A 22,014-nucleotide genomic window follows, 5' to 3' on the forward strand; every position below is an offset into this window, starting at 1 on the left:
TTACTCTTAATCGCAGAGTTAGTAACCTGACAATTAGTAGTAGCCTTTTTATATGGAGCCAGATTAGTAATAGTATTTCTGACATTCAAACCACCAACTGTAGTAGAAGCTGATGAATCAGATGAAGTTCCATATTTAATTACACAATAATTAGGCATATATTTATCATTTTCCTTATAGAATGTCAAGATACGTGAAAATGCATCCACAACTTCAGAATAAATAATGTTACCTACTGCTGAAGTACAATAGTTAGGAGCCTGATTATGATTTTTAATATAATTTGCTAAATTTTTAGCAACGGTCAAATAGTCTGATCTATATAATTCAACTGAATCGATAGTATCTCCTTTAGGAGCTGCAGGTGCTTTAACCCCATAAATACATTTAACAGGATTAGTATTAGAATTTCCTAATTGATAAGCTGCTTGAGCCATCAAATAAAGGAATTCCGGAACAGTATATGAATAACCACCAACAGTAACAGAAGATGGAACTTTACCATAAGTTGAATAATAAGATTTTACTGTAGCAGCACTATTAAGGATATTTGCTATAGACATGGTAGTAGGTGCAACAGATTTAATTTTTGTACTTCCACTGGTTGGTTTATAACCATTATTACCATCAAAAGCATAAGATGCAGTATAATCACCAACAGTTAATGATACATTGAATGTTGCGTAACCATTAGAATCTGTAGTTGCGGAATAAGTTTTAGAATTAACAGTCAACTTAACCAACTTACTAGGCAAAGCCTTACCACTAGGAGTAGACAACAAAACCTTATAAGTCTGAGAACCCGCATTAAAACTAGTACCACTCTTCCAAGTCAACTGAGAATCAAACCTCTCATTAACAGAAATAGTAGTAGAACCAGACTTAGCCTTAATACCACCAAAAGCATCATTACTATAAGAAATCACATGCTTACCAATAGTCAAATCAATAGGCAAAGACACAACACCATACTTATCAGTAGTCTTAACATAAGTAGCAGAACCATCCACAGTAAGAGTAACAGTCTGACCAACCAAAGGAACAGAACCAGAAGTCAAAGCAACCTTAAACAAAGTATTAGCCCCACTACCAAAATTAACCGGACTTTTAACAGTATAAGTAGGAACATAACTAGGAACAACCATCACACTACCAGTAGCAGAAGACGCCTTATAAAAATCATTACCTGCAAAATAATACTTCACAGTATAAACACCATTCTTCAAACTAGTAGGCAAAGTAACATAAGCATCACCATAAACATTAGTGGTACCATAATAATTAACACCATTCACAGTAAACCTAACAGTCTTACCCTCACCAGGAGCATAATTATACTGATTATGCAAAGTAACCCTAATCACCTTCTTACCAGAAGTAAGAAAAGTATAATCAGAAGCAATAAGCTTAGAACCAGAAGTCCTAACAACTTTAACATTATTAATATTATACAAACCATCAACATTATAAGAAGCAATCTTATAATTACCAACAGCAAGATCAATCAAAGAAATAGAAGCAATTCCATAAGAATTAGTCTTACTAGAATAAGTATTACCATTAATCTTAAACTTAACATACTTGCCAACTAAAGGCTTACCAGCACTAGTATAAAAAGCAGCATAAAACCTCTTCTTATCAGTATAAATCTTAGTCAAATCATTAGTCCTAAGAGTCTTCAAAATCTTAAAAGTACTAGTCAAATTATAACCAGTAACCGGATTATAAGCATAAACCTTATAAGTACCCGGCTTGAAAAGAATAGGAAGAGTAGCCACACCATTAGCATCAGTCAACCTATTATAAGTCTTACCACTAACAGTAATCTTAACATAAGTATTTTTCAAAACATTTCCCTGCATATCATAAAAATTAGCAGAAAACGGTGTACTTCCTTTATAATATTTAGTAATCACCTTAGAAGTGACAGTTTTATAAACCTCAATTGAAGAAACATTACCAACACCATACACATCTACAGAATTAGACACAGACAATGCAGTAACCCCATCATCACTACTAAGTAAAGAATTATTATTATCCGTGTTAGTTGATAAAGTATTTGAATTTTCAGATCCTAAAACTTCATCACTTGATAGAGAAACTTTAGATGAATCATTATCAACATTTGAATAACCAGATACAGAAAGCACTGATGAATCAGTAGTATTCTCCATTGGGACTGACACATCTGATGTATCATCTACTAAGCTAGTAGCATACGAATCTGTAACATTTACATCACTAGCAGAAATAGCACTAACTGAAAAAATAACAGCCAACACCAAAAACACAGTGAGCAAAATTTGTTTGTTCAAAATAATTTACCTCCATAACAATTTAATTAAATAACCATGAGATTACAATCCCACTTCAACAATATTTATCACAAATATCCTATATAAACCTTTGTTATATGAAAATCCCTTGAAAATAGTTTAATTTTTTAAAATAAAGTTAAAAACTTATTAAAATTAACAAAATAATAACTATACAATTTAAATAAGCAATAAAAAAACCAAATCATATGAAATTATGATTTAAGTAACTTAACTATATTAAAATCAAAACATCTATGTAAAACATTATAATATGAAATAACATATAATTTAAAGTTATTTTAAGAAAAAACATTAAATTTAATAGAGTTTAATAAAAAAACAAAGAAAATAATATATTAAACATTCAAATAAAGCTTAAAATAATAAAAAAAATAAAAATGTAAAAAATATATTCTTTTTACATCATTGGAGGCATTCCACCCATTCCACCTGCCGGAGGCATTGGAGGCATACCACTAGCATCATTACCACTTTCATCAGGACCAGTGGAATTTAATGCATTTCTTGCAGCAATCATATCATCAATACGTAAAATCATTTCTGATGCTTCACCAGCAGATTGAAGTGCTTGGATTTTAACTCTTAAAGGTTCGATTACACCAGCATCTTTCATATCAACTACTTCACCAGTAAATACATTTATACCGATGAATGGAGAGTCTTCATGAGCTGCTTTTAAATCAGCAATTAAATTAATAGTGTCTAAACCTGCATTTTCAATTAAAGTTCTTGGAATAACTTCTAAAGCTTCAGCATATTTTAATATAGCCAATTGTTCTCTTCCACTTACAGATTCACCATATTCTCTTAATGCTTTTATTAAGTCAATTTCACAAGCTCCACCACCAATAAGAACTTTTCCTTCATCAATAGTAGCTGCAACTACGCCTAAAGCATCATCTAATGCTCTTGCAATTTGTTCTGTTACATAACGTGTACTACCTCTTAATACAATGGAGGATGCTTTTGGATTTTCACATTCATCGACGAAAGTTAACTCATGGTCGAACAATTTATTGAGATATACCCTTCCAGCAGAACCTAATTTCTCTTCAGATAAATCTTCAATATCAGTTACTAATTTAGCACCAGTAGCTTTTGCTATTCTATCAATATCAGATTTTTTAACTCTTTTATAAGCCATGATTCCTGCTTTTTTCAAGTAGTGTTCTGCCATGTCATCAATACCTTTTTGACAGAACAATACATTAGCTCCGGAGTCAATTATTTTATTAACCAAGTCTTTAATCATTTGTTCTTCATTTGCTAAAAACATTTCAAACTGATCAGGACTGGTTATATCAATTTTAGTATCAGTATTAATATCTTTTAATTCAATAGGATATTTCATAATAGCAATTTTAGCATCTTTAACTTCTTTTGGCATATTTTTAGATACAGGAGCTTTATCAATTACAATTCCTTCAGCTAAAAATGAATCTTCTACAGAATCTCCAGAAACTCTTTGAATGTTAATGTTGTCAATATCTGATTTTCCATCTTCTTCAATTCTTAAAGCAGCATCAACAACTAAATCAGCTAAATGGTCTTTTGCATAATCTGAACCTTTACCACTCATTGCAGTAACAGCTACTTTTTTAAGTGTATCTCTATCATCAGCATCAATAGCAATGTTATTTAATATTTCAACAGCTTTTGCAGTAGCATTTCTGAATCCTTTAACAACTACAGATGTTGCAATACCATCATCTAATAATTCTTCAGCTTTACTTAATAACTCACCTGCAATAACAACTACAGAGGTAGTTCCATCTCCAACAATATCTTCTTGTTTTTTAGCAATTTCTACAAGCATTCTAGCCGCAGGTTGGTTAATTTCCATTTCTCTCATGATAGTTGCACCATCATTTGTGACAGTTACATCACCTAATGAGTTAACTAACATTTTGTCCATACCTTTAGGACCTAAAGTAGTTCTTACAATACCTGCTAAGACTTTACCTGCTGTGATATTCATTCTTAAAGCATCTCTTTTTGAATATCTTTCAGTCCCTTCCGGAAGGATAAAAATTGGTTGATTTGCCATTTAATAATCACCTTTAAAATTTTTGAATAAAATAATATAAAACTAAGTTTTTATACATATATAATATGAGTTTGAGGTAATATAAAAACATTACTCATTAAAGTAACTTTAGGTGTGTTAATGTACGAAGATATAATAAATGAAATCAAGTCTAATTTAGGTGAAAACCCTGATTTGAATAAACAGTATTTATCATTACAGATTGAAAAATATTCTGACCATCCTTATAACAAAGAGATAATTAAAGAGATCTCCCGTATGATGTGGGATTGCCTTAGCGAAGATGAAAAAAAAGAATTTATAGAAATATCCGATAATGAAAATCCAATTATGGATATTTTAAATGACATTTCATATGATATCGAAAGTGGAGACTATGATGTAGCATTGGATAAATTAAATAATTTCATGGCCACTTTTCAGGCAATGTTTGAAGATGACAAAGTCAGCGAATATCACTTTTTCACAAACCCATTAGAAGAAATATTGTTCAACACATATATAGGGGCAGAAAAGACCATCAGATACATTCCCGACAATCAGCCTTTGCTGGACCTGTACTACATCTACGGATTTTTGCTTCTTGAAAAAAAACAGTACGAAGAGGCAGAAACTTATCTTAAAAAGGCCATAAAAATTAATCCCGTGTCTTCAAGGATAATACTTGAACTATGTGAAATCTATAAGGTACATACCTACACTTACAACAGATATTTCATGCATGCAACAGATGCACTGAAATATGCTTACTACCCCCAGGACATAGCCCGATGCTACAGAACATTGGGTTATTACTATACGGAAGAAAACATGCTTGAAACTGCATTTGCACTCTTTTTATATAGTATGGAATTCGAGATGAGTCCAAAGGCATATGCAGAAATTAGCTATATTAAATCCAAAAATCCCGAAATCAATTTGACACTAAAAGAAAGCATTGAAATTATTAAGGGCAAAAATATACAGATTGGAGTAAATCCATTCATTTTAAATACTTTAAATGAGCTTATAGAAGAATATGAAACAAATAAACTTTATAATCAGACATTATACTTTTTAAATCTGAAATTTGATATTACCGGTGATGAAAAGACACTTAGGAAAATAAATGATATCAAGAATATATTATAATTTACTATGATGTTAAATAGCTTTGTAATCATAGACTTATAAGAACATACCTAAAAAATCAATGCGGATGTTTAAATAATTTTGATGATACTAAAATGCTTGAAAGACCAAATGAAATACAAGAAGATATGTCAAATCAGTATTTGGAATCAAGTTTTTCAAATACTTTTTTAACATTTACTTTTGTCTCAAAGCATCCTGTTTTTTCAAGCAAGACCCCCTGCGGGCAAAAGTCAGACAAAAGCATCATCATCTGATTTAAATCTTCATGACATGCCACACCAAGAACGGCCTGGAATTTGTTTTCCATAACTATCTTTTTGACAAAACTTGAACCCGGAACAATGTATAACTTATATCCCATAGGTTCAGATTTCTTTTTGATGACACCGATGGAGCACAATCCGCATTCGGTACAGTTAAGACCTTCTTTTTGAAGTGTTGCAGGGCAATCCGCATGTCTTAAGCAGTGCGGCAGGAATATAAGTGTCTTTTCAGCAGGAATCTGCTTGAATTTTTCCTTGTTGATTTCGTCACGAACCTTTATGGCCAGGTCATCAATGATATTGTCGTCCAATTTTAAAAAATGAGCAATAGTCTTCAGAGGAGAGTATAGCAGATTAACTATATACAGCAGGAATCTCGGGAATTTTATCTTGTTTTTCTTGGCAAAAAGAATTCCTAAAATAAGCACTATAATCAGCAAAATGAGTATTATAACGACTACAATAACTACTAACTGTCCTAAAAACATGTAAAAAGAGTCAACAAATAACATTTTCCAACCTAAAATTTTTCTATTGAATAATCATCAAATTGACGATTCAGTTTAACACCAGTCGGTGTTTTGACTATTACCAGTCCGGATAGGCTGTCACAGGAACACAGCACATTCTGTTCCGGATGGGTTCCAGGAGTTATGTTGCAATTCAGATTAACTTCATCTCCAATTGATATGACGGTTTCCAGACGTTTGGTTGACGGGTGATTCTTGTTTAAAATTACTAAAGGTGATGATTCTTCACGGCTGAGATATGCCTGTGAACGTATTGCCCTTTTGTCTTTTTTGAAATTAGATACTGCAATAATGTCGTCTGATTCCAAAAACTGAACTATTTCCTCGTTGTCCTGAGTGGCAATAAAGAGCATCTTATTTTCATAGGCAACCTTAACAATGCCCACCATCCCAGTTTCACCTTCAATAAATAGAATTTCATCGTTTTTAAAATCAATGTTCATAAAAATCACTAAAAAAATAAAAAAAATAGAGTAAATAGTATTTACTCTGCAAGTTCAACGTTGTCGCTTTGACAAGAAGGACAAACTACTTTTTTTCCTAGACCTTTAAAGGTATTTCCACAGTCTTTACAACGGTATTTTTTTGTTTTTAATTTTTTCAAATCAATGTCAGCCATTGGCCCTCCACTAGAACACATTTTTAATCACCTGTTTAGTAGCTTAACCTATATCCGGCGATAATATTTGGTAAGATATGCTCTTATGAACAAGAATTACCAAGTTATCCCAAATAATTTTAAGGTTTATTAATATTTCAACAATTATATTGTAGTTATAAATAATATAAATAAGTTTATGATTGGATGTATCATGTAGTTTTATTTCAACATGGAAATCAATCGGATGAAACTCATTTAAGTAACTTCACTATACTTTTGACATTATAATTTTGCCGCAGCCTCTAAAATGTCCTTGTCCCTCCAGAAGTTTAAGATATTCACAATTTCGGCATATATTTCTGTTAATCTTTCATATGAGAATTCGAATTCCTCCATAAGTTCTTCAAGAGTATTGCCCGCAAAATAGATAGTCATAATATTCCTGCCCATCAATTGCAATTTATGAAATTTCTAGTATGTTTAAAATAATGCTTCAAATTTATATAAAATTCAAAACAATCTTTTAAATTTATATTATTTTTATAATCATGAATATTTAAATCTAATGAAATTATTCAATTATCTGTAGAAATTATATTTCAAATCAAAAAAAAAGCCAAAAAAATTTCTTTGATAAAGAGGTTGAAAATATTATGGAAATCATACAATTTTTGTATGAATCCAATTACTAATCAAAAAAAGCCATAAATTCTTTTGATTCAGGAGTTTCACTAAATTCCTTAATGAAATCTTTTAAATCATTGATAAATTCTTCTTTTCTTTTATCTAAATCTTTAATTTGAGAGTAATCCTTTTTAACTGATATTTCCATAATCAAATCATCTGTTTCCAGAGTAATTTCAGGATATAATTCATCTAAAAAATCATCCATTTTATCCTCTTCCAAGCTCTTGATGAGCTCTTGCTAGATGTCCTGCTGCCAATGCTCCAACAAGTGAGAGTTCACCTGCTAAAACAGTACATGCCACAATTTCTGCAAATTCACGAGCATGGTTTGAACCTGCAACACCTAAAATTTCCAATCCTTCATGAGCCACTTCAAGACTGGTACCTCCACCAACTGTCGCCACAGGCAAATCAGGCAAGTTAACTGAGAAATATAAGTCCCCATTTCTGTTTTCAGCTGTAGTTATTCCAAGAGATCCTTCAACAACATGTGCAGCATCCTGACCTGTTGCCAAAAATATTGCAGCAACCATATTCGCATAATGTGCATTATATGCCATAGCCCCACTTGCTGCTGAACCAATCAGGTTTTTAGCTGTATTTACTTCAACAATTGCATCTGCAGTGGTTTTGAGTTTCTTTTCCACAATTTCTTCAGGAATCAATATGTCTGCAACTACGCTTTTTCCTCTTCCTTCAACAATGTTTATAGCTGCAGGTTTTTTATCAACACATACATTACCACTTAATGCAATATGGGTTGCAGTGGTCTCTTCTGCAAGTTTATCGAGAATTTTTTCAGATGCTATTGTTACCATATTCATTCCCATACTATCACCTGTTGAGAAAACAAATCTTGGATAAACATAACTTCCAACTATTAAGATAGGATCTATTTTAATTAATTTACCATGAGATGTTGTACTTTCCGCCAGCTTCTTTAATTCATCGAAATTATCAATAAACCATTGTCTGATTTTTAAGGAATCACTTGCATTTTCACATTTAATTGCTGGTGCACGAGTCATGCAATCTGAAATCATTCTTGCGTTTGCACCGCCTGCTGCAGTGATTGTTGATGATCCACGATTGATTGATGCAACCAATGCTCCCTCTGAGGTTGCAAGTGGAACAAAGACTTCTCTTTGACAGTATTCCCCATTGATTTTCAATGGACCTGCAATACCCATTGGAAGTTGCAACACTCCAATTGAGTTTTCAATATTTCTCGCTGAAGCCCTTTCCATATCAAGAGTGTAATTTGAGATATTATCCAATTTAATATCATATTTTTGCTCTAGAAATTCCCTTCTAATGTCTGTTGCCTCTTTAGCTGAAACTTCATTATCCACCTGATAAAGTTTCATTTCCCCGTTTAGTAATTTATTGATAATTTCCTGATTTGACATCTACATGACCTTTTTAAGTAACTCTACAATTTCAGATGGTTTTTTAGCTACGTCCACACCAGCTTCATTCAAAGCTTTGGTTTTACTTGCAACAGTACCTGAAGAACCTTGAATAATTGCACCTGCATGCCCCATTCTTTTACCCGGTGGTGCAGTTCTACCAGCAATGTAAGATACGACAGGTTTATTCATTTCTTCAGCAATGTATTTTCCGGCTCTTTCTTCTGCAGTTCCTCCTATTTCACCGATTAATACAACTGCATCGGTTTGGTCATCCTTATCAAATCTTTTTAAAATATCAACGTAATTATCTCCAGTAACTGGATCTCCACCAATACCCACTGCAGTACTTTGACCAATTCCCGCGTTAGTGAGTTCACTTGCAATCTCATAGGTTAATGTACCACTTCTTGAAATTACACCAACATTTCCTTCAGAAAATATGTGAGTAGGCATGATTCCTAATTTACCTACACCAGGAGATATAATTCCAGGAGTATTTGGACCTATTATTGTAGTTCCCATTTCTTTTGCATATGCCATTATTTTCATACTGTCATGAACTGGTATATGCTCTGAAATAATAACAACTAAATCCAAGTGTCTAATTGCTTCAAATGCAGCATCTTTAGCAAATCTTGCAGGAACAAAAATAATTGAAGAATTAATCTCTGCTTCTTCTTTAGCTTCTTCAATTGAATTAAAAATTGGCACTCCTAAAAAGTCTTGACCACCTTTACCTGGAGTAATTCCAGCAGTAATATTAGTATTATATTTTAACATTTGTTCTGTGTGGAATGAACCTTGTTTACCAGTTATTCCTTGAACTAAACATTTTGTATCTTCATTTAATAAAATCATTTATAAAACTCCTATCTCAATATTCTGGTTTTATTTTCAAATGGAATAGATAAATCAATTACATTTCCATTCATCAAAGCGGTAGCTGAAAATATAACACTACCCGGCAACACATTGCATGTTGTCCCTCTTTTAACTAAATAAGTATTTTTATTTCCAAGTGCAGCACCAATCATTGCCCCTGCAATTACACCAACAGATTCAATATTTTCAACGGTTGCAACTACAACGGGATCATCAGTTTCAGGGGAAACATAGCCGACACCAGGTATCTTTCTTATTTTAGCTTCAATATAATCAGATACATCAGTACAATATTTCATGCCACGGGCAGCTTCAATTGCAGAGTTTGCAACATCACCGACAAACGGTTCTCCACCATATGTATCAAAACCTAAAACAATAGCATCAGGATATCTATCGGGCCTTATGCTAGCTTCAGCATAAGAAATTCCTTCCCCCGCATCTTTAGGATCTTGCGAAATTCCAGATAAATCCCCCAAGTTTTCTGCACTCATCTTTAAAACATCAACAATACCTTCATTAATAGGTTCAAGCAGTTCATCTTCCACAAATGCACTGACAACAACATCATCACCAGTGACATTTGTTAATGCAACATCCCTTGCACCTAATTCTTTAACTTTATAAAGGTTGTTTTCAATAGTTTCTACTAGCTTAGTACTGCATGATACATCATTTTTTGAAATATCTGCACCTATAGCTGTAATTTTCAAATTAACACCTTTTATAATTGATTAAATAAATAAATAAAATATAAATATTTTATTGGTATATATTTTGTTTCTTACTTTATATAAAGATTAATAATTTTTTAAAGAAAATTTAATAATGACAACATATAATATTATATATTAATGTATTCTCAAACAAAAATTGCAATACCTATTTTTCAAAAAGATTGTAAAAATGTTATTGAAGTAGCTAATGATTGTATTAAAAAAGGGGCAGACGTATTAGAATTCAGAATTGATGGACTTAAAAATCCAGATATTAATGAAATTAAAAATACAATAGAAGAAATTAATTTTCCCATGATAGCGACCAATAGAATCAGTACGGAAGGAGGATCATTCAAAGGTTCAGAAGAAGAACGCTTTAATATCCTATATCAGTGCAGTGATTTAGTTGAATATGTGGACATTGAACTTCAAAGCAATGATGAATATATTAAACAAATCCATGACACCGGAGTAAAAACAATTGTTTCTTATCATGATTTTGAAAAGACTCCTAAATTAAGTGAAATAACATATATCGTTGAAAAAGAACAGGAACTTGGAGATATTGCAAAAGTTGCCTTTATGCCCCAGAATTTAGAAGACACATTAACAATCCTTGCAGTTCTTTCACATTGCAAAGACACAATAGCCATTTCAATGGGAGATTTAGGAAGTTATACAAGAGTGATGGCATCCAAATTTGACTCACCAATTACATTTGCTGCAGGAACTGATGTAACAGCACCAGGACAAATCGATATTGAAACTATGAAAGCACTGCTTACTATGGATTTGAACATAATGGAAGAGTGATTTGAATGGCTAAAAAGATTATTTTAGCTATAATTATAATTATTTTAATTTCTATTTTTGCACTAAATTTCATATCAAAAGATTCAGTTGATGTATATATTGATGGGGAAAACGTCACTGTCAAAACACATTCTTTAAGCGATGCAAATAGCAATAATTTAAATTCTGAAATTTGTTATTTAACAATTGACGCTATGAATGACACCACATCAAATATTACAACATTGAAAAAAGGGATTGAAGATATCTGTTTGAAGCATAATATTAAAAATCCCGAGATTAATATCGATTCCAGCATAGGCAAAAATCAAATTCCAGTCATCGTTCATGTAAGCGGAACATCAATGCTTCCTACATTGCAGAACGGACAAAAGGTACTTGTCAATAAAACAAAGAATATCCATGTTGGAGATATTGTTGTGGCTGATTCTGAGGAATATGGTGGAATCATCAAACGGGTAGGAGACATCAACGGAAACAGCATTTATCTTGAAAGTGACAATAAGAATATCAGCTATGAATATATCCATGGGACATTATATGAAATTAAAGGCATAACCACATGGGTAGATATTTCAAGTATAAATGGAGTTGTGATTAATTAAAAAAAGTAAAGGAAATATTAAACAATATTTCCTTTTTTAGTGATTATTTTTGGTAAATAATGAAATGAATCATTATTTAAAATGTACAATGTTGGAAAATCGACTACACAGCGCGATCCCCCTCTTCACCAGTTCTTATTCTGATTACATTATCTACCGGATAAATAAATATTTTTCCATCACCTATATTTCCAGTATACGCACTTTTCTTAATTGCATCAACAATTAAGTCTACACCTTCCTCTTTTACAATTATTTCAATACGTGTTTTTGGAATCAAATCAATACAATAACTAGATCCCCTGTAAGATTCTCTAATACCTCTTTGACTTCCCCTTCCTTTTACTTCAGAGACATTCATCCCTTCACATCCCACATTCAGAAGGGCATTTTTTACATCAGTATATTTTTCCTGTCTTATAATAGCTACAACACTTTTCATATTTACACCTAGTTAAGATTATATGCAGATTCCTCATGAAGATTAGCATCCAGTCCGCCAACTTCTTCACTGTCATCCACCCTAATTCCATCCAATACTTTATCTAAAATTTTAGCAACAACAAAACTAATAATGAATGAATATGCCAATGTAGCTACTACACTAATAATCTGAATTACAACCTGTTCAGGATTTCCGGCAATTAAACCTGCAACACCACCTATGGAAGGAACTGCAAAAATTCCTGTTGCAACTGCTCCCCATACACCGGACATACCATGTATACCCCATACATCCAATGCATCATCATATCCGAGTTTTGCTTTTAGATAATATATCGCGAAATAGGAAACAAACGGGGCTACCGCACCAATACATATAGCACCAAAAACATCTACAAATCCTGCTGCAGGAGTAATAGCTACAAGTCCTGCAACTGCACCGGAAATTGCACCTAATATTGTAGGTTTTCCAACAATATATGTATCAAGACATGACCATACTATAAGACCTAATGCTGCTGCAACATTAGACACAATAATAGCATTTGCTGCAAGTCCGTCTGCAGCTAAACCTGATCCTCCATTGAATCCCATCCATCCAAACCATAAAAGAGCAGCTCCTAAAACTGCATAACCTAAATTATGTGGAATCAAGGAAGTATCTTTTCTTTTTCCAAGTACTATTGCAACAGCCAAAGCAGCTGCTCCAGAGTTCATATGAACTACAGCACCACCTGCAAAGTCAAGTGCACCCATTTGCATCAGCCATCCTCCTCCCCATACCCAGTGGGCAACAGGGATATATACTAAGCAAGCCCAAATAATAACAAAAATTATCCAAGCTTTTGTTTTCATCCTTCCAACCAATGCTCCTGAAATAAGAGCAACAGTTAAACCTGCAAATGCACATTGGAACATTACAAACAGTAATGTTGGAATTGTACCATTCAAATCATCTAATCCTATACCCTGTAAGAAGAGATTTGTTGGAGATCCGATAAGACCCCAAATATCGCTACCGAATGAAAATTGGTAACCGAAGATTACCCAAATCACACTTACTATTGAAAATGCAATAAAAGTTAAAAAAATTGTATTTAAAACATTTTTACGTTTACTTAATCCTCCATAAAAAAATGCAACAGCAGGAATACTCATCAATAGTACTAATAAACTACAAATAAGAACCCATGCTGTATCACCTGCACTGAAAACAACCATTATATCAAACTCTAATCATATAATTTAATTAAAAACATTCTTCCAAATTAGTCGGAAGTTATATGTCGGAAGTATACTTCCGATATATAATGATTGAATAAACTAATATTTAAATGTTGTGTAAATAAAAAATCAATTCAAAAAAATATGAAAATCAATTAAAATTTTTTAATCAAATAAAACAAAAAATAAAAGATTGTCAATAGTATTAAATACTACATAAAAATATAAATAATAATAGTATAAATTAACTTATTTATAACTGATAAATTCAATAAACAAAAAAAGTGTTACTATGAAAGACTCAATAAAAGCAAATTTAATAATTTTTTTCATAATTGCTATTATTGCATTTTGCATTAGTACTACATTTGCTAATTTGACAGTTCAACCGGAAACTGATTCATACAAACTAATTTCAATTGAAAACAATTCATTTGAACCCAATTACATTGAAGAAGTACCTACAATTATTGAACCGAAAAATACAACAAACACTACAAATACCACTAACACTATGCATAATGTCACTAACTATTACTATGACAATTATACAAACAATACAGAAAATTATTATGATTATGATAATTATGTTGAAACTACAAGATGGGGATAAGAAAAATGAGTGGAAAGAAAAAATTTATCAGAGATAGCGTATATGGAGACATAAACATATCCAAGTTCGAAGAAAGGGTAATGGATATGCCACAGTTCCAACGTTTAAGGAGAATTAAACAATTGGGATTGATAAGTCTAATTTACCCTGGAGCAAACCATACACGTTTTGAACATTGTGTAGGAACAATGAATTTGGGATCCAAATTGGCTACTGAACTGGACCTGAGCAAAGACGAAATTGAACTGGTAAGAATTTCAGCTCTTTTACATGATATCGGCCATGGCCCATTTTCACACGTTTCCGAAGGAGTTCTATCAGTACCCCATGAAGAACTAACAAAATATGTAGTTACAAAAACTTCCATGAGAGATTTGCTTGAAGAAAAGTTTGATGTCAATGATATTGTAGATATTGTAAATGGAAATGGTCATTTAGGCCCCATAGTATCCGGAGAACTCGATGTCGATAGAATGGATTACCTTTTAAGGGATTCACACAATACTGGAGTAGCTTATGGAGTAATAGATTATGAAAGAATCATATCCAATTTAAAATTAGAAGATGGATTAATATTAAATATTAAAGGAGTTCAAGCTGCTGAAGGAGCTTTAGTGTCCAGATATTTCATGTATCCTAGTGTCTACCAGCATCATACTACACGTATTGTCAATTCCATGTTTAGAAGAAGTCTTAAAAAAGTAATTGATGAAGGAATAATCAAAGAAAAAGACATCTACAAATATGATGATAACGACATAGTGTCAATATTTAGAAACTGTGAAAACAGATATGCAAATGAAATAATGTCCAGATTAGATAATAGAAAGCTTTTAAAAAGAGTTAAAACAATTAGATTAGACAATTTTAAAATTCCAGAAAAAATGTATAAAATCGAAAGCGAGGAACTGAGAAAAGCGGAACAAGAAATAGCTGAAGATTATGATATCAACAAAGATTATGTATTCATTAATATAGCAGAATATCCCCGCTTTGATGAAATGAAAACTCAAGTCGATTTAGATGGTAAATTATATCCTCTAACTGAAATTTCAAATATTATATCTGCATTAAGTAAAGCCCGATTTAACATTCCAGACATTAGTGTTTATGTGCCGGAATCAGAAAAACCAAAATTTGAAAAATTCAAATTAGAACAGTATTTGGATTTGCCTGAAATCGATAAAGAAAAATTCCATGGAATTCATTATGACCAAATTAAACTATTCTAGGAGATAAAATGATAGTTGTTGCGATAACCGGAGCGAGTGGTGTAATATATGGAATAAGACTGCTCGAAGTTTTAAAAGAAATGAAAATTGAAAATAGTTTGGTAATAAGTGACGCTGCAAAAACAGTCATAGAATCCGAAACCGACTATGAAATAGAAGAACTGATAAATATTGCCGACAAATACTACAATTTCAATGACTTAACTGCTTCTATAAATAGTGGATCATTTAAAGCAGATGCATTAGTTATTGTACCATGTTCAATGAAAACATTATCATCAATAGCTAATGGATATGGAGCAAATACAATTACAAGAGTGGCTGATGTAAGTTTAAAAGAAAGAAGACCAACAGTAATTGTTCCACGCGAGACTCCACTTAGAAGTATTCATCTACAAAATATGCTAACATTATCACAAGAAGGAGCTATAATTCTACCAGCAATGCCTGGATTTTACTCAACCCACGATACGGTTGATGACCAAATCAATTTCATCGTTGGAAAGATTTTGGATTCCTTAAAAATTGAAAATAACTTATTCAAAAGGTGGGAGTAAATGTTAGAAGATATGGATTTTATTAAATCTTGTGATGTTCCAGGACCAACAAAAGAAGCTATTAGAGCCATAATATTATACAAATCAGAAGTCTCATCCACAGACAAAGTTATTGATTGCGGGTGTGGAACTGGAGGAATTACCTGCGAGTTTTCCCAAAGAGCTCAGGAAGTTATCTCAATTGACACAAATCCGGAAGCAATTGACATAACTCAAAAAAATCTTAAAAAATTTGGACTTGGGGACAACATCACTTTAATAAATGATAATGGGGCGAATGCCCTAAAAGATATTGACAATATTGATATTGCTATTATAGGAGGTAGTGGTAGAGAGCTTGAAAATATCTTAGATATCATTGATACAAAATTAAATTCAAACGGCAGAATTATTATTACAGCTATTTTAGTCGATACCAAAATCGAAGCAATAAATAAACTTAAACAACTGAATTATAACCCAAAAATCATGGAAGTAAATATTTCCAACGGAAGAGTTCTTGATCGTGGAGTTATGATGATAAGTGAAAATCCAATAGCTATAATTACTGCCAAAAAAAGATAAATTGGAGATTTTAAAATGGATTCACACAAAAGTTGGAAAATAAAATTTTCCATATTAATGATTATATTGATTATAATTATATATGGATCAAATTATCTTGTATTGGGTGATGCTGAACATATAATATCCTATATTTGGACTCATTTAGGATTTATTCCAGTTGATATTTTAGTTGTGGCATTTTTACTTGATGAAATTATTGAAAGAAAAGAAAAAGAAGCAATGCTTGAAAAATTAGATATGCTTATGAGCACCTTCTTTTCCGAAGTTGGAAATGAATTGATTACTCAGCTCAGCCATGCTAATAAATATAAAGCAAGTACTGAAAATTTAAAATCCATTAAAAATTGGGATGAAAAGGATTTTGATGCTAAATTAGAAGAGCTTAAAAATTCAAGTCTTGATTTCAGTGCAGACATTAGTTTAGAAGAAAGGGAAGAATTTTTAGAAAACTTAAGAGATTTACTCGTCGGTAAAAGAGAATTTATCATTAATTTAATAAATAATCCAAATTTACTTGAAAAAGAAGAATTTACTGGATTAATAAATGCCATTCTTCACCTTGATGAAGAATTAGAACATAGAACCGATTTAAGTTTAGTTACAGATGCTGACTTCGCACATTTAAATGGAGATATGCAAAGAGTATATAACAAATTAGTTTATGAATGGGTTTATTATTTAAGATACCTTCACAAACACTATCCATATATGATTGCATTAATCATACGTACTAATCCATTTGATGAAACAGCCAGTGTTTATGTGGAATGAATAAAATTGGAGAGATTTAATATGAGTAATGAAAATAAAAAAAGTGAAAATATTAAATCTTGTATTATTTTATGTGGAGGGCAGAGCAGGAGAATGGGTCAGGATAAAGGATCTATGATTATTCAAAATAAACCTATGATTAAACATCTCCTTTCTACATTAAATAATGAAATAAATGAAGCCATCATCGTTTTAAACAATAAAGAAAGAATTGACAAATATAAACAGTTCATTGAACTTGAAGATTATGATTATCCTATAACCTTTGTTGAAGATAAGATAAAAAATAAAGGTCCTTTGCCTGGAATAATGACCGGACTTGAAAAAATCAAAAGTCAATATGCATTGATTCTTCCATGTGACAGCCCTTTTGTTACAAAGAAATATATCAACAATATTTTTAGTGAAATTAACAGAGATTATCAGGCCATCGTACCATATCATGAGACAGAAAATAAACTAAAAACTTCAGAACCACTACACTCCATTTATAATAAAAACATAATCCCTGAAATTGAAGATTTAATCAAACAAGATTCACTCCACATAAAAGGACTAATCGAAAAAATAGAAACAAAATTTGTTTTAATAGATAATAAAAAAATATTAAAAAAAGAATTTAGAAATCTTAATCGTCCAACAGACATTTAAAGATGTTCAATTAATTCTTTTGTTTTTGAAACAGCCACGTTAACAGCTGAAAGAAGTTCTTCTTTATTCAATGGTTGTGAACCGCCTTTTTGCATAGAACAGATTCTGCCATCTTTAGTAACACCAACATTTAAACGAGCACTAGCCACTCTTTCTTCATCCAATGTTGGGTCTAAAACCATTTTATCACCAATTTTAACAAAAGTACATAAAGCTAATTCATTGTTAATTGGTAAATCAAATGTTTCATCTTCACTGAGAACAACTTCATCATCTACAATGGTTGCCACAGGTAATTTAGTAGATTTAAGTGCAGCCATCACTGCCAATTCACATGCATCGAAAAGGTTTCCGCAGTTGTCGATAATGTGTAAATCAATAAATAACATCCAAACATGTTTTCCTTCTTCAACACATAACTTATCTAATTCAACTAATTCGCTTTCACGAATACCTCTGTCAACTACACGGGCAAGTTCAATAGAATCATCACTAGGTGGTCCTGGTTCAAAATTAGGATCAGCCATAGGCAACATTTCACAGTTAGTCATTAGGACTCCAAGTTCCGGAGTATCAGGAAATGGGCTTCCAAGTTGTGGCTTAATACCTACAATAACTTGAGTTCCACCTATTTTTACACGAGCAGAACCTTCAGCTTTAGAGATAACATTAGTTTCAATAGAAATATCTCTATATTCATTTAATTCCCTGCCATCTTCCCTTTTGTCATTCATGACAAGGTTAGTAATACTTTGTCTTGTAATTTCTGGTACAATATCCATTTTATCCACCCACTATTCTATAGAATATTTTTTCATTAAAGCTTCTTTTTGAAGCTTACTTACTTCAAGACATCCTTCCATAGCTAAATCAATTGCTTTTGCAAATTCTTCTTCAGTTAAATTTCCATCACTTTGCAATAAAGTAATTTCCCCAGTTCTTGGCATAATAGCTATAGGAACATCAGCTTGACCTTCTTTATCTTCTTTTTCAGATAAGTCAAGTACAATTTCATCATTAACTTTACCTGCAGCACATCCTACAACAATATCTTTCATAGGTATTCCAGCATCAACCAAAGCAACAGAAGCTGCAGTAATACCTGCACAACGAGTACCACCTTCAGCCTCAATAACTTCTATATAAATATCAATCATTGAACGAGGATAATTTTCTAACATTAATGCAGGCCTTAATGCATCAGCAGTTATTTTAGAAATTTCTGATGATCTCCTATCAGGACCTGGTCTTTTCCTATCATCTACTGAAAATGGTGCCATATTATATCTGCATCTGATAACACCAGTATTAGGTTCCAATAATCTTCTAATATATGATTCCCTTGGTCCATAAACAGCGACTAAAATTTTATTTCCACCAACTTCTAAATAAGCTGAACCATCTGCACGTTCAAGAACTCCTGCTTCAATTTTTATTGGACGCAATTCATTAAACTTCCTACCATCATCTCTTATCATTTCTGACATCATATCAACCTCTTAAATATACGAAGAATTAATAATCATTATTTATTATTTAAAATAAAAGAATTATTTGAGTTATCACCATAAGATAAAGTATTATCCTTCTTATTTTTTCTCTTAAATTCTTCAATAACCTCAGCTATGTTGGGTTTTTCTTCTTTTTCTTTTTTATTTTCCTCAGCTTCTCTTTCTTCTTGCTCTAATTCTTCTTTAAAATTTTGAAGTTTAGGTTTTTCCAAAACAAATTCTTCTTCCTCTTCAGGAACTTCTTCAGGTGGAATTTCACCATCAATAGCCAAGTATAATTTGTTTTTAATTTTATTTGTTAAACCAGAAGTATGAGCTTCAGCCTCAATTAAATGAATAACACTTTTGGTAAGTTGTTCCATGTCTTCATCACCTTTAACCCAGACAAGACCATTTTGACCAACAACTATTTTACAATTGGTTTTATCTTTAATCATGTTGATCATAGAACCTTTTTTACCAATTAATCTAGGAACTTTAGTTGGAGCAATATCTACAATAATTCCTCCTTTAAACTTACCCATTCCTCTACCTTTCAAACCGAGTTTTGCCTTTTTGATTTCATCAACATCGACAACTCTTAAAAATAGCACATCCCCAACATCATATACTTTGTTGAGTTCTTTTTTCTCACGACCAAACACTTCAAAAGCAGGTAAAATTCCGGAATATGGTGAATTGATATCTACATCCCACATTGAGAATCTAACATCATTAATCTTACCTATTACAACATCTCCTTTCTTAGGAACATATTTACTTTTAAGAGGAATAACTCTAATTTTTTTATTTCTTAAAGAAACACGCCCCAATAAAGAAGAACAAACTTTACCATTCTCTTTAAAGGTACCTCTTCCTGAATAGTATTCATCATCCGCCAATACTTGTCCAGGAATAACTAAATCTTTATTTTCCACATATATCATAATAATCCCATAAGTTGAAAATTTAATTTAATTATTTAATAGTTCTAGTTTCCGCTTCTCCACTTGAAATTTCAGCCATCTTAGCAGCAAAAGAATCTTGAAGACCACCAGGCATTTCAATAATACCTATCCAGGAACCATCTTGTTGCCATTCTTCATTTAAGATTTCACCAAATCCATGAATAACAGAATAAGCACCACCGGCGGCAGAACCTGGAAGTCTGACTGCAACTTTAACTTTCTCAAACCTAATAGGAATAAGTGGTTTAATAGCTTTTAAAGCAGTTTGAACCTGTTGATCAACTGATGTGAAAGGATCAAATTTGACTTTTGCCTCATCTATAGCATTTTCAATTCTTTGTGCAGGATGAGGTAAACCATTTTGAGGATTAACAGATTCTTTAGCTATTTTACTAATAACCAATTTACGTTTGTCCTCTTGCATTTTTCTTTTCTGGTCCGCAGTTAATTGAACAGTTCCCTTTTCAAGTATAACTTTAGAAACTTCAATAGGATCTGTAGTTTCAAAAATTTTATTCATAGCTTCATCAGAAGCCTTATCTCCTTTTTTGGAGTCTTTAAAAATTTCTTCAACAGCTAAAAGATCTTCAATGGCAACATCTTGACCATCCGGATTTCTATATTCAGCTGCTAAATCAGGGTCAACCAATATTTCAAAATGTTCACCACAATATTCATATTTAGCTATGATAGCTTCATCAACATTTACCATTGAAACATCCCCTAACTAACTATAAAATTTATTCTTCATCATCTGATTCTTCTACTTCTTCTTCAACTTCCTCTTCTTCTTCAACTAAGAGTTCATCAATGAATTTTTGAACATCTTCATGAGAAAGTTTTTGATAATCACCAGTTTCTTTTTTAATTATTGCAATTTCAACATTTTTTGAAGTAGTATCATGATCAGTAGCTTCATCAATAGCCTCAATAGCTAAGCAAATAGCTTCATCCAATGTGATATCATCATTATATTTTTCTTCAAAAATATCCATAGCAGCAGACCTGCCTGAACCAATAGCGGTCGCTTTGTATTCGATTAATGCACCACTAGGGTCAGTTTCAAACAATTTACATTTATCATCATACACTCCACCAATAATTAAAGCGGAACCAAATGGTCTTACACCACCATTTTGGGTGTATAACTGTAACATATCACATAATTTTTTAGCTAAACTTTCTACTCTAATTGGTTCACTGTAGGTGATTTTATTAATTTGAGCTTCAACTCTTGCTCTTTCAACTAAAGCTCTTGCATCTGCTACAAGACCTGAAGTAGCTGCACCAATATGTTCATCTATTTTGAATATTTTCTCAATAGATGATGCTTCAACTAAATTAGAAGTAGTTCTTTTATCAACAGCTAAAACAATACCTTCAGAACTTTTTACACCAATTGATGTAGTTCCTCTTTTTACAGCTTCTCTTGCATATTCTACTTGGAAAAGTCTTCCATCTG

The 22,014-nt window shown here is 32.0% G+C and carries 26 protein-coding genes; 9 read left to right on the plus strand and 17 right to left on the minus strand.

Features of this window, described 5'->3' with window-relative positions:
- Window positions 1-2,318 (minus strand): hypothetical protein (locus tag Q0P94_RS08135; protein ID WP_295115503.1); only part of this gene is annotated, 2,318 nt, incomplete at its 3' end.
- 421 nt (window positions 2,319-2,739) lie between these two features.
- Window positions 2,740-4,389: a thermosome subunit alpha gene (gene thsA / locus Q0P94_RS08140; RefSeq protein WP_295115505.1), complete on the minus strand. Its 1,650-nt coding sequence runs from the start codon at window positions 4,387-4,389 to the stop codon at window positions 2,740-2,742.
- A gap of 120 nt (window positions 4,390-4,509) precedes the next feature.
- On the opposite strand from thsA, the gene Q0P94_RS08145 reads away from it, so the two are divergent.
- Window positions 4,510-5,520, plus strand: a complete 1,011-nt coding sequence (locus Q0P94_RS08145) for a tetratricopeptide repeat protein (protein WP_295115506.1) — start codon at window positions 4,510-4,512, stop codon at window positions 5,518-5,520.
- A 136-nt stretch (window positions 5,521-5,656) separates the two neighbouring features.
- Here the strand turns inward: Q0P94_RS08145 and Q0P94_RS08150 are convergent, their stop codons facing one another.
- The 8 genes from Q0P94_RS08150 to Q0P94_RS08185 form a co-directional block, all read right to left on the minus strand.
- Window positions 5,657-6,298 carry a DUF116 domain-containing protein gene (locus tag Q0P94_RS08150; protein WP_295115508.1) on the minus strand — a complete coding sequence of 214 codons (642 nt, stop codon included), beginning with the start codon at window positions 6,296-6,298 and terminating at the stop codon, window positions 5,657-5,659.
- An 8-nt stretch (window positions 6,299-6,306) separates the two neighbouring features.
- On the minus strand, window positions 6,307-6,759 hold the full coding sequence (locus Q0P94_RS08155; protein WP_295115510.1) for a hypothetical protein: 453 nt from the start codon (window positions 6,757-6,759) through the stop codon (window positions 6,307-6,309).
- Window positions 6,760-6,800: 41 nt separating this feature from the next.
- Window positions 6,801-6,956: a hypothetical protein gene (locus tag Q0P94_RS08160; RefSeq protein ID WP_295115512.1), complete on the minus strand. Its 156-nt coding sequence runs from the start codon at window positions 6,954-6,956 to the stop codon at window positions 6,801-6,803.
- Between the two features lie 243 nt (window positions 6,957-7,199).
- Entirely contained in the window at window positions 7,200-7,352 is a 153-nt protein-coding gene (locus Q0P94_RS08165; RefSeq protein ID WP_295115514.1) for a hypothetical protein, read from the minus strand.
- 253 nt (window positions 7,353-7,605) lie between these two features.
- Window positions 7,606-7,809, minus strand: a complete 204-nt coding sequence (locus tag Q0P94_RS08170) for a hypothetical protein (RefSeq protein ID WP_295115516.1) — start codon at window positions 7,807-7,809, stop codon at window positions 7,606-7,608.
- Between the two features lies 1 nt (window position 7,810).
- Window positions 7,811-9,013 (minus strand): hydroxymethylglutaryl-CoA reductase (NADPH), encoded by a 1,203-nt coding sequence (gene hmgA, locus Q0P94_RS08175; RefSeq protein ID WP_295115518.1) that lies wholly within the window; start codon window positions 9,011-9,013, stop codon window positions 7,811-7,813.
- Window positions 9,014-9,874 carry a succinate--CoA ligase subunit alpha gene (gene sucD / locus Q0P94_RS08180; protein ID WP_295115520.1) on the minus strand — a complete coding sequence of 287 codons (861 nt, stop codon included), beginning with the start codon at window positions 9,872-9,874 and terminating at the stop codon, window positions 9,014-9,016.
- Window positions 9,875-9,885: 11 nt separating this feature from the next.
- Complete coding sequence (locus Q0P94_RS08185; RefSeq protein WP_295115522.1) at window positions 9,886-10,611, minus strand: hypothetical protein; 726 nt, start codon at window positions 10,609-10,611, stop codon at window positions 9,886-9,888.
- Window positions 10,612-10,752: 141 nt separating this feature from the next.
- On the opposite strand from Q0P94_RS08185, the gene aroD reads away from it, so the two are divergent.
- Together aroD and Q0P94_RS08195 are read left to right on the plus strand one after the other, a co-directional pair.
- The gene (gene aroD, locus Q0P94_RS08190) at window positions 10,753-11,430 is read left to right on the plus strand and encodes a type I 3-dehydroquinate dehydratase (RefSeq protein ID WP_295115524.1); all 678 of its coding nucleotides are present in this window, start codon (window positions 10,753-10,755) and stop codon (window positions 11,428-11,430) included.
- A gap of 5 nt (window positions 11,431-11,435) precedes the next feature.
- On the plus strand, window positions 11,436-12,035 hold the full coding sequence (locus tag Q0P94_RS08195; RefSeq protein ID WP_295115526.1) for a S24/S26 family peptidase: 600 nt from the start codon (window positions 11,436-11,438) through the stop codon (window positions 12,033-12,035).
- 103 nt (window positions 12,036-12,138) lie between these two features.
- Here Q0P94_RS08195 and Q0P94_RS08200 read toward each other — a convergent pair whose 3' ends face one another.
- Both Q0P94_RS08200 and Q0P94_RS08205 read right to left on the minus strand, forming a co-directional pair.
- The gene (locus Q0P94_RS08200; RefSeq protein WP_295115528.1) at window positions 12,139-12,477 is read right to left on the minus strand and encodes a P-II family nitrogen regulator; all 339 of its coding nucleotides are present in this window, start codon (window positions 12,475-12,477) and stop codon (window positions 12,139-12,141) included.
- Between the two features lie 8 nt (window positions 12,478-12,485).
- The gene (locus tag Q0P94_RS08205; RefSeq protein ID WP_295115530.1) at window positions 12,486-13,700 is read right to left on the minus strand and encodes an ammonium transporter; all 1,215 of its coding nucleotides are present in this window, start codon (window positions 13,698-13,700) and stop codon (window positions 12,486-12,488) included.
- A 295-nt stretch (window positions 13,701-13,995) separates the two neighbouring features.
- Here Q0P94_RS08205 and Q0P94_RS08210 point away from each other — a divergent pair, with 295 nt between their 5' ends.
- The 6 genes from Q0P94_RS08210 to Q0P94_RS08235 are packed head-to-tail and all read left to right on the plus strand — an operon-like array spanning window position 13,996 to window position 18,094.
- Window positions 13,996-14,316: a hypothetical protein gene (locus tag Q0P94_RS08210; protein WP_295115531.1), complete on the plus strand. Its 321-nt coding sequence runs from the start codon at window positions 13,996-13,998 to the stop codon at window positions 14,314-14,316.
- A gap of 5 nt (window positions 14,317-14,321) precedes the next feature.
- A complete protein-coding gene (locus tag Q0P94_RS08215) occupies window positions 14,322-15,548 on the plus strand; it encodes an HD domain-containing protein (protein ID WP_295115533.1) in 1,227 nt (408 codons plus the stop codon).
- 8 nt (window positions 15,549-15,556) lie between these two features.
- Window positions 15,557-16,105: a UbiX family flavin prenyltransferase gene (locus Q0P94_RS08220; protein ID WP_295115535.1), complete on the plus strand. Its 549-nt coding sequence runs from the start codon at window positions 15,557-15,559 to the stop codon at window positions 16,103-16,105.
- On the plus strand, window positions 16,106-16,669 hold the full coding sequence (gene cbiT, locus Q0P94_RS08225; protein WP_295115537.1) for a precorrin-6Y C5,15-methyltransferase (decarboxylating) subunit CbiT: 564 nt from the start codon (window positions 16,106-16,108) through the stop codon (window positions 16,667-16,669).
- Window positions 16,670-16,684: 15 nt separating this feature from the next.
- Entirely contained in the window at window positions 16,685-17,443 is a 759-nt protein-coding gene (locus Q0P94_RS08230) for a hypothetical protein (RefSeq protein ID WP_295115539.1), read from the plus strand.
- 21 nt (window positions 17,444-17,464) lie between these two features.
- Window positions 17,465-18,094 (plus strand): molybdenum cofactor guanylyltransferase, encoded by a 630-nt coding sequence (locus Q0P94_RS08235; RefSeq protein WP_295115541.1) that lies wholly within the window; start codon window positions 17,465-17,467, stop codon window positions 18,092-18,094.
- On the opposite strand, the gene rrp42 is transcribed toward Q0P94_RS08235, so the two are convergent.
- The 5 genes from rrp42 to psmA all read right to left on the minus strand — a co-directional run.
- On the minus strand, window positions 18,091-18,876 hold the full coding sequence (gene rrp42 / locus Q0P94_RS08240; RefSeq protein WP_295115543.1) for an exosome complex protein Rrp42: 786 nt from the start codon (window positions 18,874-18,876) through the stop codon (window positions 18,091-18,093). The genes Q0P94_RS08235 and rrp42 overlap by 4 nt on opposite strands.
- A 12-nt stretch (window positions 18,877-18,888) precedes the next feature.
- The gene (gene rrp41, locus Q0P94_RS08245; RefSeq protein ID WP_295115544.1) at window positions 18,889-19,584 is read right to left on the minus strand and encodes an exosome complex exonuclease Rrp41; all 696 of its coding nucleotides are present in this window, start codon (window positions 19,582-19,584) and stop codon (window positions 18,889-18,891) included.
- 35 nt (window positions 19,585-19,619) lie between these two features.
- On the minus strand, window positions 19,620-20,531 hold the full coding sequence (gene rrp4 / locus Q0P94_RS08250; protein WP_295115546.1) for an exosome complex RNA-binding protein Rrp4: 912 nt from the start codon (window positions 20,529-20,531) through the stop codon (window positions 19,620-19,622).
- Between the two features lie 31 nt (window positions 20,532-20,562).
- A complete protein-coding gene (locus Q0P94_RS08255) occupies window positions 20,563-21,264 on the minus strand; it encodes a ribosome assembly factor SBDS (RefSeq protein WP_295115548.1) in 702 nt (233 codons plus the stop codon).
- Between the two features lie 28 nt (window positions 21,265-21,292).
- A partial coding sequence (psmA, locus tag Q0P94_RS08260; RefSeq protein WP_295115550.1) for an archaeal proteasome endopeptidase complex subunit alpha occupies window positions 21,293-22,014 on the minus strand: 722 nt, incomplete at its 5' end.

Origin of the sequence: uncultured Methanobrevibacter sp. (assembly GCF_946184425.1) — an archaeon.
Classification (GTDB): Archaea; Methanobacteriota; Methanobacteria; order Methanobacteriales; family Methanobacteriaceae; genus Methanocatella.

What these genes read in the sequence shown, in the direction of transcription:
- thsA (WP_295115505.1), bottom strand. Translation starts at nt 4,389, where the DNA reads ATGGCAAATCAACCAATTTTTATCCTTCCGGAAGGGACTGAAAGATAT.
- Q0P94_RS08145 (WP_295115506.1), top strand. Translation starts at nt 4,510, where the DNA reads ATGTACGAAGATATAATAAATGAAATCAAGTCTAATTTAGGTGAAAAC.
- Q0P94_RS08150 (WP_295115508.1), bottom strand. Translation starts at nt 6,298, where the DNA reads ATGTTATTTGTTGACTCTTTTTACATGTTTTTAGGACAGTTAGTAGTT.
- Q0P94_RS08155 (WP_295115510.1), bottom strand. Translation starts at nt 6,759, where the DNA reads ATGAACATTGATTTTAAAAACGATGAAATTCTATTTATTGAAGGTGAA.
- Q0P94_RS08160 (WP_295115512.1), bottom strand. Translation starts at nt 6,956, where the DNA reads ATGTGTTCTAGTGGAGGGCCAATGGCTGACATTGATTTGAAAAAATTA.
- Q0P94_RS08165 (WP_295115514.1), bottom strand. Translation starts at nt 7,352, where the DNA reads ATGACTATCTATTTTGCGGGCAATACTCTTGAAGAACTTATGGAGGAA.
- Q0P94_RS08170 (WP_295115516.1), bottom strand. Translation starts at nt 7,809, where the DNA reads ATGGATGATTTTTTAGATGAATTATATCCTGAAATTACTCTGGAAACA.
- hmgA (WP_295115518.1), bottom strand. Translation starts at nt 9,013, where the DNA reads ATGTCAAATCAGGAAATTATCAATAAATTACTAAACGGGGAAATGAAA.
- sucD (WP_295115520.1), bottom strand. Translation starts at nt 9,874, where the DNA reads ATGATTTTATTAAATGAAGATACAAAATGTTTAGTTCAAGGAATAACT.
- aroD (WP_295115524.1), top strand. Translation starts at nt 10,753, where the DNA reads ATGTATTCTCAAACAAAAATTGCAATACCTATTTTTCAAAAAGATTGT.
- Q0P94_RS08195 (WP_295115526.1), top strand. Translation starts at nt 11,436, where the DNA reads ATGGCTAAAAAGATTATTTTAGCTATAATTATAATTATTTTAATTTCT.
- Q0P94_RS08200 (WP_295115528.1), bottom strand. Translation starts at nt 12,477, where the DNA reads ATGAAAAGTGTTGTAGCTATTATAAGACAGGAAAAATATACTGATGTA.
- Q0P94_RS08205 (WP_295115530.1), bottom strand. Translation starts at nt 13,700, where the DNA reads ATGGTTGTTTTCAGTGCAGGTGATACAGCATGGGTTCTTATTTGTAGT.
- Q0P94_RS08210 (WP_295115531.1), top strand. Translation starts at nt 13,996, where the DNA reads ATGAAAGACTCAATAAAAGCAAATTTAATAATTTTTTTCATAATTGCT.
- Q0P94_RS08215 (WP_295115533.1), top strand. Translation starts at nt 14,322, where the DNA reads ATGAGTGGAAAGAAAAAATTTATCAGAGATAGCGTATATGGAGACATA.
- Q0P94_RS08220 (WP_295115535.1), top strand. Translation starts at nt 15,557, where the DNA reads ATGATAGTTGTTGCGATAACCGGAGCGAGTGGTGTAATATATGGAATA.
- cbiT (WP_295115537.1), top strand. Translation starts at nt 16,106, where the DNA reads ATGTTAGAAGATATGGATTTTATTAAATCTTGTGATGTTCCAGGACCA.
- Q0P94_RS08230 (WP_295115539.1), top strand. Translation starts at nt 16,685, where the DNA reads ATGGATTCACACAAAAGTTGGAAAATAAAATTTTCCATATTAATGATT.
- Q0P94_RS08235 (WP_295115541.1), top strand. Translation starts at nt 17,465, where the DNA reads ATGAGTAATGAAAATAAAAAAAGTGAAAATATTAAATCTTGTATTATT.
- rrp42 (WP_295115543.1), bottom strand. Translation starts at nt 18,876, where the DNA reads ATGGATATTGTACCAGAAATTACAAGACAAAGTATTACTAACCTTGTC.
- rrp41 (WP_295115544.1), bottom strand. Translation starts at nt 19,584, where the DNA reads ATGATGTCAGAAATGATAAGAGATGATGGTAGGAAGTTTAATGAATTG.
- rrp4 (WP_295115546.1), bottom strand. Translation starts at nt 20,531, where the DNA reads ATGATATATGTGGAAAATAAAGATTTAGTTATTCCTGGACAAGTATTG.
- Q0P94_RS08255 (WP_295115548.1), bottom strand. Translation starts at nt 21,264, where the DNA reads ATGGTAAATGTTGATGAAGCTATCATAGCTAAATATGAATATTGTGGT.